At 57.5% G+C, this 14,687-nt stretch carries 11 protein-coding genes; 4 read left to right on the top strand and 7 right to left on the bottom strand.

What is annotated here, in order from left to right; translation table 11 throughout:
* Window positions 1-4 precede the first annotated feature (4 nt).
* Window positions 5-1,435, bottom strand: coding sequence for an aldehyde dehydrogenase family protein (locus CAF79_RS00860; RefSeq protein ID WP_085696001.1), 1,431 nt, complete (start codon window positions 1,433-1,435; stop codon window positions 5-7).
* Window positions 1,436-1,558: 123 nt separating this feature from the next.
* Between CAF79_RS00860 and CAF79_RS00855 the strand changes: the two genes are divergently transcribed.
* Window positions 1,559-2,461 carry a LysR family transcriptional regulator gene (locus CAF79_RS00855; protein WP_170929677.1) on the top strand — a complete coding sequence of 301 codons (903 nt, stop codon included), beginning with the start codon at window positions 1,559-1,561 and terminating at the stop codon, window positions 2,459-2,461.
* A gap of 285 nt (window positions 2,462-2,746) precedes the next feature.
* Here CAF79_RS00855 and CAF79_RS00850 read toward each other — a convergent pair whose 3' ends face one another.
* A complete protein-coding gene (locus CAF79_RS00850; RefSeq protein WP_085695999.1) occupies window positions 2,747-3,091 on the bottom strand; it encodes a bleomycin resistance family protein in 345 nt (114 codons plus the stop codon).
* A 79-nt stretch (window positions 3,092-3,170) separates the two neighbouring features.
* Between CAF79_RS00850 and CAF79_RS00845 the strand changes: the two genes are divergently transcribed.
* The gene (locus CAF79_RS00845) at window positions 3,171-3,803 is read left to right on the top strand and encodes a TetR/AcrR family transcriptional regulator (protein ID WP_085695998.1); all 633 of its coding nucleotides are present in this window, start codon (window positions 3,171-3,173) and stop codon (window positions 3,801-3,803) included.
* A 48-nt stretch (window positions 3,804-3,851) separates the two neighbouring features.
* Entirely contained in the window at window positions 3,852-4,835 is a 984-nt protein-coding gene (locus CAF79_RS00840; protein ID WP_085695997.1) for an MDR family oxidoreductase, read from the top strand.
* A 269-nt stretch (window positions 4,836-5,104) separates the two neighbouring features.
* On the opposite strand, the gene CAF79_RS00835 is transcribed toward CAF79_RS00840, so the two are convergent.
* The 5 genes from CAF79_RS00835 to CAF79_RS00815 all read right to left on the bottom strand — a co-directional run bounded on the left by CAF79_RS00835 (window position 5,105) and on the right by CAF79_RS00815 (window position 13,458).
* The gene (locus CAF79_RS00835; RefSeq protein ID WP_371917910.1) at window positions 5,105-6,301 is read right to left on the bottom strand and encodes an MFS transporter; all 1,197 of its coding nucleotides are present in this window, start codon (window positions 6,299-6,301) and stop codon (window positions 5,105-5,107) included.
* A 104-nt stretch (window positions 6,302-6,405) separates the two neighbouring features.
* Window positions 6,406-8,064 (bottom strand): BCCT family transporter, encoded by a 1,659-nt coding sequence (locus CAF79_RS00830; protein WP_139832539.1) that lies wholly within the window; start codon window positions 8,062-8,064, stop codon window positions 6,406-6,408.
* 90 nt (window positions 8,065-8,154) lie between these two features.
* Window positions 8,155-9,651 (bottom strand): CoA-acylating methylmalonate-semialdehyde dehydrogenase, encoded by a 1,497-nt coding sequence (locus CAF79_RS00825; protein ID WP_085695996.1) that lies wholly within the window; start codon window positions 9,649-9,651, stop codon window positions 8,155-8,157.
* Between the two features lie 55 nt (window positions 9,652-9,706).
* A complete protein-coding gene (locus CAF79_RS00820; protein WP_085695995.1) occupies window positions 9,707-10,864 on the bottom strand; it encodes an iron-containing alcohol dehydrogenase in 1,158 nt (385 codons plus the stop codon).
* Between the two features lie 95 nt (window positions 10,865-10,959).
* Window positions 10,960-13,458, bottom strand: coding sequence for a CoA transferase (locus CAF79_RS00815; RefSeq protein ID WP_085695994.1), 2,499 nt, complete (start codon window positions 13,456-13,458; stop codon window positions 10,960-10,962).
* Window positions 13,459-13,765: 307 nt separating this feature from the next.
* Here CAF79_RS00815 and gcvA point away from each other — a divergent pair, with 307 nt between their 5' ends.
* Window positions 13,766-14,662: a transcriptional regulator GcvA gene (gene gcvA, locus CAF79_RS00805; RefSeq protein ID WP_085695992.1), complete on the top strand. Its 897-nt coding sequence runs from the start codon at window positions 13,766-13,768 to the stop codon at window positions 14,660-14,662.
* Window positions 14,663-14,687: the final 25 nt, after the last annotated feature.

Below are 14,687 nucleotides of genomic sequence, written 5' to 3'. Positions count from 1 at the left end.
CCAGTCATTTCAATGGGTCATAGCCGATCAACGTCTTTGGCTCCAAATACGCGCTCATCCCCCACCTGCCCATTTCGCGCCCAAGGCCTGAATGCTTGAATCCACCGAAGGGGGCACGCGGTTCGTGGGCCAAGGTGTTGATGAGCACGCGTCCCGAATCGATCTGACGGGCGACGTTCATACAACGTTCGGAGCTTTTTCCCAGCACCAGGGCGCTCAGCCCATAGTCCGTATCGTTGGCAATGCTGATCGCATCGGCATCATCCTCGAAGGGGATGATCGTCAGCACGGGGCCGAAAATTTCCTCACGCGCGATGCGCATCCGGTTGGTGGCATCAGTGAAGATCGTGGGCTTCACGAACCATCCGGCATGCAAGCCTTCCGGGCGACCTTCGCCACCCGCCAGCAACCTCGCGCCTTCTTCGTGGCCGGTACGGATGTAGCGCTGCACCCGCTCCCATTGTTTCTGGCTCACCATTGGACCGATGTCGGTGTGGGCGTTGCGTGGATCGCCCGATTGAATCTGTGAGACACCCTCCTTCGCAATCCGCTCGAACTCTGCCAGCCGGCTGCGCGGCACGAGGATGCGAGTGCCCGCGATGCAAGCCTGGCCGCTGTTGAGAAATCCGGCTTGCAGCACCAACGGCATGACCGCTTGGAAATCAGCATCGTCAAGCACCACGGTGGGGGACTTGCCGCCCAATTCGAGCGTCACGCGCTTCATGGTGTCGGCACCGGTTCTTACCAGATGCTGACCGACAGCGGACGAACCCGTGAACGAGATCTTGGCAACGTCGGGATGACGGGCGATCTCCTCGCCAACCACATCGCCCCGTCCGTTGACGACATTGAATACACCCGCTGGCAGCCCCGCTTCGTGCAACGCCCTGACCACGACCTGCGTCTGCAACGCGCTCATTTCGCTGGGCTTGATGACAGCGGTGCAGCCTGTCGCCAGCGCGGTGGCCAGCTTGTTGCAGATGAAGCCCGCATTGCTGTTCCAGGGCGTAATCAGGCCGGTCACGCCCACCGGCGTCAGAATGACCCTGGCCACGCCGACCTGTTCCTCGAAATCGAACGCCTCCAGTGCATCGATTGCTTGCGCAATCACATCGGCCGGATAAGTCGCCATCCAGCGCCCGCGAACCGCAGGCGCGCCGTATTCCACGAGGATGGCTTCCAGCAGTTCCTCCTCCCTTGCCGCCATGGCCCGGTGCATGCGTTGCAGTGCCGCAATGCGCTCCTCACGACTGGTATGAGACCACGCCGGAAACGCAACCTTGGCGGCTGCGATCGCACGCTGTGCGTCCAGTGCATCGCCCAGCCGAACCTGACCGATGACTTCCTCGGTGCTCGGGTTATGAAGGTCGAACCATTCCTGACCGTGCGGAATGACGAACTCGCCGTCGATGTAGATATGTTCAATGAGTTGCATGGCGACTCCTCGCTCAAAAACGACTCGCCTGAATCGAGCCTCTGTGATGAAGTCTAAGAAGGGTTCATTATTCCGATAAGCCACCCTTTGGCTTATGAAGCATCCGCATATTCAGGACAATCCATGCACAGAACAGGAATGACCGAGCTGGAAGTGGTTCTGGCCGTGGCGCGCCGCAGCAGTTTTCGCGGCGCAGCACAGGAATTGGGCATGTCCACTACCGCCGTGAGCAGTGCGGTGGCCGGGCTGGAAGCACGACTGAAAGTTCGCCTGTTCAATCGCTCCACGCGCAGCGTGGCCCTCACCGACATCGGGCAACGCTATGTGGCACGCATCGCACCTGCGTTGGCGCAGATCAAAAGTGCCGACGAAGAAGCCAGCGTCGGCCCCGATGAACCCAGCGGCACATTGCGCATCAATGCGCCGCATGGGGCGGCCTACCTGCTGTTGGATCCGCTATTGAAGCAGTACGCTCAGCGCTATCCCGAAGTGCGCATCGACATCGTCAGCGAATCAAGCATGGTCGACATCATCGCCGGTGGCTTCGACGCCGGGATTCGCCTGGCGGAGTCTGTGCCGCAAGATATGATTGCCGTGCCGCTGTCAGGTGACATCCGGATGCTCGTGGTAGCAACGCCCGAGTACCTCGAACGCCACGGCGTGCCCGAGCATCCGCGAGATCTGCTCACCCACCAGAGCATCTGCATGCGCATGGCCCACGGTGGCCTCTACCAGTGGGAACTGGAGCGCGATGGCCAAAAGCTGCAGATGGATCTGCCGGTGCGCTTCGCCTCCAACGAGTTGCTGGCCATCAAACAGGCCGTGGTGTTGGGCCTTGGCATTGGTTTCATTTCCGAGTGGTTCATCCAAGAAGAACTGGCGAGCGGCGCCCTCGTGCCGGTGTTGATGCCATGGTGCCCGTCGTTTGGCGGGTTGAGGCTCTACTACTCGGGCCATCGCTTCGTGCCAGCGCGATTGCGCGCACTGATTGAACTGGCGCAGGAGTTGCGGCCCACGGTGGTTTGATAGTGTTGCTGATTGATCGAGTGTGATCGATATTGCATGACTTTCCAGATCATCTCCCGCATGAACGCTATCTCGATCAATGGCAACTACCAACATGACTGCTCCTTTTAGTGGTGTGCTTTCACCAGATCGATCAGCGTAGAGACATCAGCGGCTAACTGTCGAGTGCGCTTCTAGCCGAAACCTGCCGTACCAGGCTACCGCTTTCGGCCAACAGCAGACGTCCGTGAATGTCTTGTGTCGGCCAGGTCTGGAACTTTAATAACCTGCTAGGCTGACCGCGATTCAGACTACCGGTTTTTGTGTGAACGCGAGGTAGTAGCCATTGCAGTCGCGCAGTCCAAACTCCCTTGAACCATAGTCAGTATCTTGAAGTGCCCAAGCGATATCGGCGTTGTTGATCACTGACTCGTAATAGCTATCTACATTCGATATCGCCAAGTAGAGCGTACCCGAGTACCCGACTGGTACTCCCCAAATATCCTGTTCAGTAAAGATGAGACTGCAGTCATCCAAGCGCACAGTGATTGTTGACGCAGCGGAGTCACTCACGGTGAAACCGAGAGTTTCGCGGTAGTAATTGCCAGTGGCGACAAGATCGTCGCAGCGCAGGAGCGTAGTTAACGGCATGCTGACCTCAGCTTGTGATTATGCACTCTATTCTGAGATTGAGAGTTGACATTAAAGACGATCGGTCTAAAGTACCTGCATGACCGACACCAAATCTCCAGTCCGCAGAGGACGTCCTCCAAAAGTTGCCCGAGAGCATGATGATACCCGCGAAATCTTGCTTCGCCGCGGGGTGGAAATGCTTACTGAACGAGGCCTTGCCAGTACCGGTATCGACAGCATTCTAAAATCTGCTCAGGTGCCTAAAGGCTCGTTCTATCACTACTTTGACAGCAAGGAAGCCTTTGGCATGGAGGTACTTGAGGTTTATGCAAATTTCTTTGCACGCAAACTAGAGCGTCATCTGCTAAACCCCGACTTCCCTCCCCTGCAACGCTTGGCAAACTTTGTTGAGGATGCCAAGTCTGGGATGTCCAGACATGAGTTTCGCCGAGGCTGTCTGGTAGGCAACCTCGGCCAGGAAGTATTTGCTCTGCCCGATGGTTTTCGAGTGCGGGTCGACGCTGTGTTGAACGATTGGCAGGCTCTTGTAGCAGCCTGTCTGGAAAAGGCAGTCGCCGCTGGCGAGCTATCGCAGCAAGCCGACTGCAGATCCATTGCTGCCTTTTTTTGGATTGGCTGGGAGGGCGCAGTGCTGCGCGCCAAACTCGTCGGGAATGTTTCCCCGCTGGATATTTTCTTCTCAGGATTTCTCGCCGGCATCACTCGGTGAAGCTTCCGCCCTTTTAAAGACGATCAGTCTAAAGTAAGGAGATTCAAAATGTTTAGAGCGATTGTTGCCGAAAAACGCGGTGAACATTATCAATCCCGATTGGCCGATCTCGACGAAGCCCAGTTACCGGATGGGGATGTCTTGGTACAGGTCGCTTATAGCACGTTGAATTTCAAGGACGCGCTCGCGATAACCGGTAAAAGCCCGGTCGTTCGACAATTCCCGATGGTGCCCGGTATCGATTTTGCGGGCACTGTAAAAGCCAGCTCTCATTCGGCCTATAAACCAGGCGATCGTGTCCTGCTCAATGGCTGGGGCGTAGGCGAAAGTCATTTTGGCGGACTTTCCCAGATGGCCAAAGTCAACGGTGACTGGCTCATACCGCTGCCTGAAGGGCTCAATGAACGCCAAACAATGGCAGTCGGAACCGCAGGATATACCGCCATGCTTTGCATCATGGCGCTTGAGCGAAATGGTCTCACTGCGAATCAAGGGCCGATTCTGGTCACTGGGGCAAATGGTGGGGTCGGAAGCTTTGCAATCACCCTTCTTGCACGGCGGGGATATACCGTCATGGCGTCGACCGGACGGCCCCAAGAAGCCGATTATTTGCGAGCATTGGGGGCTGATACGATCATCGACCGAGGCGAACTTTCGGTTCCGGGACGCCCTCTGGTCAAAGAGCGCTGGGCAGCCGCAATCGACTCGGTAGGCAGTCATACACTGGCCAATGTCTGCGCCGCAACCAAAGCCGAGGGGAGCGTTGCGGCATGCGGATTGGCGCAGGGGATGGACTTTCCCTCTTCAGTTGCACCATTCATCTTGAGAGGCGTCAATCTGTTGGGCATCAACAGCGTGACCCAACCCAAATCTAGACGTATCGAGGCGTGGGAGCGACTTGCGAAAGAATTGGATTTGAACAACCTTGCCCTGATCACCCGGGAAATTGGTCTGGAACAGGCGTTGGTGGCTTCGCAGGATTTACTTGACGGAAAAATACGCGGCCGCCTCATAGTAAATGTCAACGGCTGAGTAACAACCAGTCGCCATTCTTGCAATGATGCATAGGGCACTGCGCGGTGGGGAACACGCCACACATGGCAACAGCTGCGCAGCGTCCGGTCATGCGGTCTTGAGCCCATCTCTTGACAAATTTTATTGTCGATCCGCAAAAGGGCACCGCTACCCGCAAGCGCCCGGCCCGATCTGTAATGCTTGCAGACCGACGCGCATCCAGCCGATCCAACCGCCTGCCAGCGACAAGCCCCCTGCGCATAGCAGGGTTGCCAGCACTCCTTTTCTCATGCCTTAGCCATTGTGATATCGAGGCGAGATAGTGGTCGCTCGCGGATTGGCCAATTGACGATTGCGGCGATCAGGCTCAACCCAATGGCAATTTCCCACACCAGATCGTAATTGCCAGTGCGGTCATAGACTACGCCCCCCAACCACCCCCCCAGAAAGGCACCAAGTTGGTGGCAGAGATAAACAATACCGCCGAGCATCGACAAATTTCGCACGCCAAAAATCGTCGCAACCGTGCCGTTGGTCAATGGAACCGTCGAGAGCCACAGCACCCCCATGGCAATGCCAAACAGATAAGCCGTGAAAGCCGTGACCGGCACTACAAGAAAAACGCCAATCACCAGCGCACGCAACAAGTACAGCACAGTCAGCAGGCGCGGCTTGGAGTATCGCCCTCCTATCCAGCCGGCGACATAGGTGCCGGCAATATTGAACAGGCCGATAAGCGCCAGCACCGTTGTGCTGGTCGTGGCTGGTAAATGTTGATCCAGTAGAAACGCCGGAAGGTGCACGCCGATGAACACCACTTGAAAACCACAGACGAAAAAACCGAATGCCAGCAGCCAGAATCCCGAGTGGGTACAAGCTTCATGCAAGGCTTCACGCAGAGTTTGCTGGACGCCGACGACAGGGAGCGGTTTGTCGTTGAGCATACTGACCAAAGGCAAGATCAAGGCGACCAGTACACCCAGCATCAGCAATGCCTTGGACCAGCCCAGCCCCTCGATCATTCCCAATGAGCCAGGCAACATGATGAACTGACCGAACGAGCCGGCAGCGCTGGCCAGGCCCATGCCCATACTGCGTTTTTCCGGCGGTAACGCCCGGCCGACTACGCCCAGAATCACCGAAAACGTCGTGCCAGACAAACCGATGCCCACCAGTACGCCCGCACTGAGCATCAGGCTCGACGGTGAATCTGCAAAGCTCATGCACAACAAACCCACAGCGTAGAGCACGCCGCCGGTGAACACGACTTTGCCCGCACCGTAACGATCGGCCAGCCCTCCTGCGAATGGTTGGGCCAGCCCCCATAACAGATTCTGGAAGGCAATCGCGAAGGCAAATACCTCACGCCCCCAGCCGAACTGCAGGCTCATCGGCGCCAGAAACAGGCCAAATCCATGTCGAATACCCAACGACAGCGCCAGAATCAGCGCACTGCCAATAATCACCCTGGCGCTGGAGCGCATTGTATTGACCACGATGGTGCTTCCTTCTGTCATCAGCCGGGTCATCCCCACTGCCCTTATGAATAATCTGTGTGGAGCGGCCGACCGCCAGTTGGCATGACCGATCAGGCCGTGCCTGTTTCAGTCACCCGATACCCGCTCATGGCGTCAGATATACGTACACTGTCCGCTGCAGGCTGACTCGAAAGCCACTCTCGGGACTGCGACTCGATTTGTGCCGACGTCAGGTTGCCGTAATCCTGACGCAACCACCGGAACAGCCCGAGCATCATCACCACCAACACCAGAATGAAAGGAATGGCAGCAAGGGTCACGGCGGTCTTGAGCGTGGTCAGCGGTGCATTGATGTACAGCATGGCGGTGGGCAGTGCCGCCAACATGACGCACCAGAACACTCGAAGCCCAGGTGCAGGATCATCGCCCTCGCGCAAGTTACGCGTACTGGTGGCAGCCACGGTGAAGGAGACGGCATCCAGGTGTGAGGCCAAAAATACCAGCATCAGCAGGAAGTACAGCGCCGCCATCAACTTGCCCCAAGGCAAGCTGATGAGCAGCATCGAAACCCCCGCCTCCCCCCCACCGCTGCTGAGAATGGCCGGCGAGTCGATCAGTCCGGTGATGAACTGATGAATGGCGAAACTTTCCAGACTGCCGAAGAAAAACCAGCAACCAGCGCATCCGCCCAGAATCATCGCCAGTATCACTTCCCGTACAGTTCGCCCGCGTGATACGCGGGTAACGAAGATCGCTACGCCCGGTGTGTAGGTCGTCCAATAGAGCCAATAGAACGCGGTCCAGCCGCGCGGAAAATCACCATTGCCAGTGGGGTCGGTAGCAAGGCTCATCTGCACAAAGTGTTGCAGCATCAAGCCGATTCCATTGGTGATGTTACTCACGGCAAACTGAGTGGGCCCCAGTATCAAAACGATTAATCCGAACAGCAGCGTCAGCGCACAGGCAACTTTTGCCAGACGCTGCATGCCGCTGGCGATTCCCACGAAAGAAGTCAGGGAGAAAACAAGCGTCACTAATATGACCAGACCGGCCTTGAGCATAAAGCCATCGGTCAAGCCCAGAAGGTCAGCCAGCCCACGGGATACCGTGGAGGTTGTCAGTGTAATGGTCAGCACCAGGCCACCGAAAGTTGCCAGTAGGAAGATCAGATCGATCGCCCGCCCCGCCGGCCCCTTCGCCTTGAGGCCTGTGATCGCCTGCATCACGCTCGACAGGCTGAGACCTTCATTTCGTCGGACATGAAAATGGTATGCCATTGCCAGCGAGGCAATGGCATACATGGCCCAAGGTGTGATGCCCCAATGAAAAAATGAGTAGGCAATGCTGAATTCGAGTGCTTGCTTGCTAGCGGGGGCGATATTCAGCCCCGGGGTTAGGTAGTAGTAGCCCCACTCCATGAATGCCCAGTACATCGTGGCAGAACCCAGGCCCGCGCAAATGAACATGAATACCCAGCCTGTGTTGGTGTACTCCGGTGCGCCTGTGCCGAGGCGAATATGCCCGTATTTGCTGAACGCCAACGCAAAGGCAATGACGACCGAAGCGAAACCGAGCATTTGCACCCAAGAGCCGAACCAGCGCGTGGTCGTATCGAACCATTGCTCGGCCAGCATTTTGGAATGCTCGGGCGATGCGGTCAGCGCGCCGACAGCCGCCGTAATAACCACGAGGCTGATAACGATAAGGGACAGGTCTTTTTCTGTGGCGTGTGCCGAGAGCACGCGCCGAGGAGGTGACGACATCAACATCCAGGTAGCCTTTTATTATGATATTTGGAGGTTTGACACCCAGGTACCGGGCTGCCGGCGCGAGACCGCGCCCGGTACGCATCACCGGTGTTACTTCATGGTAGGCATCGAGAATTCGGCGCCTTCACGAATGCCCGACGACGGCCAGCGCTGAGTCACCGTTTTGCGCTTGCTGTAAAAACGCACGGCATCAGGCCCGTAGGCATGCAAATCGCCGAACAGCGATCGCTTCCAGCCGCCAAAGCTGTGGTAGGCGACTGGCACCGGTAGCGGCACATTAACCCCGACCATGCCGACTTTTATGTTGTCGGAGAAATAACGCGCAGCCTCGCCATCCCGGGTGAAAATGCAGGTGCCGTTGCCGTACTCGTGATCGTCGATCAGCTTCATGGCTTCCTGCATGCTCTGGGCACGGACGACCAGCAACACCGGGCCAAAGATTTCATCCTCATAGCAGCGCATGCCCGGTTTGACGTGATCAATCAACGTGCCGCCAACAAAGAACCCGCCTTCACAGGCCGGAACCTGGATGTCGCGACCATCAACCACCACCTCTGCCCCTTCCTCCTGGGCACTGTTGATATAGCCAACAACCTTCTGCTGATGCTCACGGGTGATCAACGGTCCAAAATCGTTGGTCTTGTCCTGATACTGGCCGACCTTGAGTTTGGCCATAGCTGCGCGCATTTTCTCAATCAGCGCATCAGCCGTTGCATCACCGACAGTGACCGCTACCGACAGCGCCATGCAACGCTCGCCGGACGAACCGAAGGCCGCGCCCACCAGTTGGTTGACGGCGTTGTCGATGTCGGCATCCGGCATGACGATGGCGTGGTTTTTCGCCCCGCCCAATGCCTGGCAGCGTTTGCCGTTGGCGGCGGCGGTGCGATAGATGTACTCGGCGATCGGCGTCGAACCGACGAAGCTCACCGCTTGCACGCGCGGGTCATGCAGCAGGGTGTCAACGGCTTCCTTGTCACCGTTGACCACACTCATCACGCCCTTTGGCAGACCGGCTTCCTGCAGTAATTGGGCGATGTACAGTGTCGAGCTTGGATCACGCTCGGACGGTTTGAGGATGAAGCAGTTGCCGCAGGCAACAGCCATCGGAAACATCCACAATGGAACCATCGCCGGGAAGTTGAATGGCGTGATACCAGCGACCACACCCAACGGCTGGAACTCACTCCACGAATCGATATTGGGACCGACATTCTTGCTGTGTTCGCCTTTAAGCAACTCGGGCACACCGCAGGCGTATTCAACGTTTTCGATGCCGCGCTGCAGCTCGCCCATGGCGTCGTGAAGAATTTTACCGTGCTCTTCACCAATCATCTGGCAGATGCGATCAGCGTTTTGCTCCAGCAATTCCTTGAAACGAAACATCACCCGGGCCCGCTTGATCGGGGGCGTGTTACGCCACTCGGGGAATGCCGCCTCAGCAGCGGTGATCGCTTCTTCAACAGTCGATTTCGAAGCGAGCAGAACCTGCTTGGTCGCTTCGCCTGTTGCCGGGTTGAAAACGGCTTGGGTACGGCCGTTATCGAGGATAACTTCGCCGTTGATCAAATGGCCTACGGTGTTCATATATGCGTTCCTTATTATTGAAGTGTGCGGTCTAGCCGCGGATATGTGCGCCGGCTTACCAAAGGTTGCGATACAGCTCGACCATTTCGTCAGCAGTAGGAACCCGTGGGTTATTACCAGGAGAGCCGGACGCCAGTGCCTGCTTGACCATCAGCGGCATCATTTCGAAAAACTTGCCGCGGCTGACACCGAAGCCTTCCAGCGTCGGCACTTGCAGCTCGTCATTGAGCGAGCGCAAATTCGCCAGCAACTTGGCGTTGGCCTCTTCATCGGAGTCTCGCGCAGTGGCGACGCCCATGGCCCGAGCGCAATCGGCATAACGATGTGGGGCACCGGGGATCGAGTACTCGGTAATAGTCGGCAGCAACATGGCGTTGGACAGACCATGGGGAACATGGAAGAACGCGCCAATCGGCCGGCTCATGCCATGCACCAGTGCCACCGACGCGGCTGAGAATGCGACACCAGCCAGTGTCGAGCCGAGCATCAGCGCTTCCCGAGCCTCGGCATCCTGGCCATCGCGATAAACCCGACGCAGGTTGGGACCGATCAGGCTCATGGCTGCCAGTGCCTGGCTGTCGCTATAGAGATTGGCCTTGAGACTGACGTAAGCCTCGATGGCGTGGGTCAGTGCATCCAGTCCGGTGTCAGCGGTTACGCGGGCGGGAAGACTCATAGTGAGGGTGTAGTCGACGAGTGCTGCGACCGGCATGAAGCCAATTCCTACGCAAAGCATTTTCTCGTCGGTCGTTTCATCGGTGATTATTGTGAATCGTGTGACTTCAGAGCCGGTGCCTGCCGTGGTAGGCACTGCAATGATGGGCAGTCCCTGCTCATTCACCTGACGCGGGAATTTGTAATCGCGCATCTGGCCGCCAAATTTGGCAAGAATGCTGATGGCCTTGGCGCTATCGATCGGACTGCCGCCACCCAGGGCAATGATGCTGTCATAGCTGCCGCTCCGGGTATGCTCAAGACCTGCTTGAATCGAGGCGACGGTCGGTTCCGGAACTGTGTCGGCAAACACATCGGCGGTGATGTCTTTGGCCGCGAGTACATCCTGAATATTTTGTGCGTAACCCAACTGCACCATCATCTTGTCGGTGATGATCAGCGGGCGACTGCAACCCAGACTGGCCAATACATCCGGAATGGCCTGACTGGCCTTGGCGCCGACTTGCAGGATACGTGGCAGGACGATTTGGTTGGACATGATGCCTCCAGAAGTTTGATACAGGCAGGGGGCGGCCCGGCAACGGCCGTCCCTGTTATCGGTTCTTGTAAGAAGGTTCGGTGGGTGGGTGCAGGTCAGCTCGGCAGGTATTCCTGGCTCCAGCTGTCGTTGATCACCTTTTTATCCATCAGTGCCTCGATCTGTGGCTCGCTAAAGCCCATCTCGCGCATGACGGCGCGGGTCGAGGCACCAAACTTTTCAGCCGGTGGCAATGCACGAATCGGTGCGTGCCGTGGGCGAATCGCAAACGGATCCAGCTGCGTAATGCGATGACCGCTTGGATGATCCGCATACACACTGAATGAGTAACTGCCGTTCCCGGTGCCCGGCAGACCATCCGCAGCACGACTGTATCGCTGGCGTAGCTGATCAATATTGTCCGGAACGGCGGCAGCCAGATTCACCGCTTGCAGGCGTTGCTGCCAGGTTTCACCGGGGGCCTGGGCCAGCGCCAGGGTCAGGAATGCCGCACGATCCTGCGCTTGAGCAATACCCCTCAGCCCGTCAACCGAGTCCAGTCGCTCAAGTTCGGTCAAGTCAGTATCGAGGTACAACCAGCCGTCAGCGGTGTGATAGAAGCGCGACAATTCGTGGTATCCCATCACGTCACGTCCCGATGGCTCATCGAATGGCGCACGTCCCACGTAGTCATAACAAAACGGAACCTGTACCAGGTTGCCAAGCGCCGCCAGCGATGTACGTGCGCGACTGACCTGACCGGTACGAGTTTTCTGGTAAAGCGCCGCCGCCACACCCAACGCCGCAGCGAATCCGCACATGACATCGATCGTGCCGACGTGCGCATGCTCTTCTGGCGTTTCCATCCCGCCGCCGAAGCGCAACATGATGCCGGTTGTGGCCTGAATCAGATCGTCGTAGCCCAGGTAGTCGGTACGCGGCCCGCGGCGTGGGCCACCGAAGCAATCGAGCTGACAGAAGATCACACCTGGGTTGATTGCCTTGAGGCTGGCCTCATCCAGCCCCAGCGGCGCAAGTTGACGATCAGGCGCATTCATTACGATCACGTCGACGGTCTGTACCAGCTTGTCGAATACCTCGCGTCCTTCCTGCTGGTTGAGGTCGACCAGAATGCTTTGTTTGCCGCGCGCCGACGACAGGCCGAAGACCACCGTATTCCACGGATCATAGTTTGGCGTGGTCGGATCAAGTTTGATCACCTCAGCGCCGAAGCGTCCCAGATAGGAAGTGGAATGTGGACCGGCGATGACGTTGGTCAGATCAAGAATCCGTACACCGTCCAGCCAGCCCTTCGGCGCGGAATCCGACACTGCCGGCAGGACATCACGCGGCGTTTCGTCCAGCGTTGCCAAAGCCTCGTCAATGCTGACATCACGGCGCGATACGGGGGCGAGCATCAGAGCCGCACTGTCTTCAAGCCAGGCCATTGGTCCCGGCTGCTTCATTACTCCGTATTTGTGGTCGATCACATCGACCACGAGCCCTGCGGTATTGGCGTGCTCATCGTGCAACCACTCCCGGGTCGAACGGTGTGGCGTGCCGGGGAACTGCCCTTCCCCGAAAATCACTTCCCACTGCGCCGAGGTCTTTGTCAGAAACACTTCTTTCATGCGCTCGGAGATGCGCTTGGCCCAATTGGCCGGGAGCGGATAAACCCCAAGCGAGGCATCGCCTTCCCACTGCGAGAACGGCAGGTACGGGTCATCCACCTTGGGCAAGCCGGCAGCGATCATCTCATCCAGCAATCCCATGGCTTGCAGGCAGCGTTTGGCGTGAGACCGGTGCGACGGGCAGACCGCATAGAACTTTCGGCCATCGGCGCATTCGTACGTGCGATAGAACGGGTCGAGGTACTCCTGCAACTCGTCGTAGCTAAGGTTCATCGGTAAACCTTGCGCACGTCGGCGCTCGATTTCCTTTTCGCGCAGGGTTTTGTAGCGCAGCGGATAATCGTCGATCTTGATCGAGTTATACGACAGTCCTTCCATCACCGCTGCCGCCAGCGGTACTTCTATTTCGTCCCCCAGACCGGTGCGTTGGCGAGCCTGCAATGCCAGCAACACCGAGGACGCGGCCAGCATAGTGCCGTACGCCGAGGCCAGTGGCAGCGGCGAGAAGCTCGGATTGAATCCCATCAATACACGGTTCTGCCCCATGTCAGTGAAAACACCGGAGGCCGAGGCGATGATTGCTTCAGTGGCGCGCCACTGCCGACGTAGCTCATCGTTGCTGGCAAAGCCTGGAATGGAAAGCGTGATCAGGCTTGGGCGCTCGGTACGTAGCTCGGAAAAATCGAGGCCCAGGCGAGTCATGACGCCTGGACGGAAGTTCTCGATCAGGATGTCAGCCTTGGCGATCATCTGCCGTGCCTGCTGAAGGCCTTCAGGCGACTTCAGGTCAAGACTGACGCAGAGCTTGTTGCGATTGAGCACGGCATTGGCCGGGCTATCCCAAAGCGGCCCACCGGGTGGGTCGATGTGAATGACCGTCGCTCCGAGATCCGCGAGGATCATCGCAACGGCCGGGCCGGCAATGTATTGACCGAAGTCGATGACGTTAACGCCACAAAGAGGCAGTTGACTGCGCTGTGCCATGATTCACCCTTTATTTTTATTGACCTGCCAGCAGTTGCGGGCAGGCCATTTCTTGATGTTTGAGGTCGTCAGCAACGTGGCGCAGCCCTTGCGGTGGCCGACTGCCGAAGAACGACTTGACGAATACTTTCGTGAAAAGTCGGTGTCGGCGAAAGCAATAAAAAAAAGCCCTGAGGGGTCATTTTTTTTATGTATTGCAAGCAGGATTTATGGGTTTATGCTCCGATGATCCCGAATCCATAGCATCCGGCCTTGCCAAAAGCCGGGGATTACAACAACAGGCGTGCACGCCATCGAGTTCGGCACCATGAAAAAACGATTGCCTCCACTTAACTGGTTGCGCGCCTTCGAGGCTGCGGCGCGTCACCTCAGCTTTACCGATGCCGCATTGGAGCTGAACCTGACCCAGGCTGCTATCAGCCAACAGATCAAGGCTCTCGAATCGCAACTCGGTGCTGCGCTGTTCAAGCGTTTGCCCCGGGGATTGGAGCTGACCGAACCGGGACTGGCGTTTTTGCCGGCGGTACATGACTCGGTGGAAAGACTGGCAGCGGCGACCGATGAGATATTCGGCCAAGGCCATCGTAAAGTGCTGACCATCCGCTTCAGCCTGGTTTATTTCACCCACTGGCTGGCACCCAGGCTCGCTCGCTTTCGCCAGTTACACCCCCAGATCAACCTGCGAATCACGAGCAATATCTGGATGGGCGAAACCGACCTGGAAGCAGATCTGGAGATTCGTTACGGCAGCGGCAAATGGCCGGGGCTCAAGAGCGAACGCCTGACGTGGGACAAACTGTTCCCCGTGTGCGCGCCCGAGTTGCCCTGCCCTGAAAAACCGCTGAACTCCCCTGCCGACCTGGGCCATCACCAACTGCTGCACGTTCTGGGCTATGAAGAAGGTTGGGGTTACTGGCTGAAAAAGGCCAAGGCCGATCATGTGGATTATTCACAAGGCATGCAGTTCGACACGCTGATCTCGGCCCTGAAAATGGCCGAGCTGGGCCAAGGGGTAGCACTGGCCCGCTCAACGTTGGTCGAACAGCACTTGGCGTCGGGTCAATTGATCGCACCATTGGCTGCGCGATTTGAAACTTCAGAGGCGTTTTACCTGGTCTACTCACCACACAAGATTGTCAATCCTCAAGCGGCTGCGTTTGCCGAATGGCTGACCGAAGAGGCCCAGGCCGAACGCCGGATCTGATAACCCTGCGGCGTTTCCAGTTGAC

Origin of the sequence: Pseudomonas sp. B26(2017), assembly GCF_002113045.1 — a bacterium.
GTDB lineage: Bacteria > Pseudomonadota > Gammaproteobacteria > Pseudomonadales > Pseudomonadaceae > Aquipseudomonas.
This window is presented reverse-complemented; position numbering and strand designations above follow the sequence as displayed.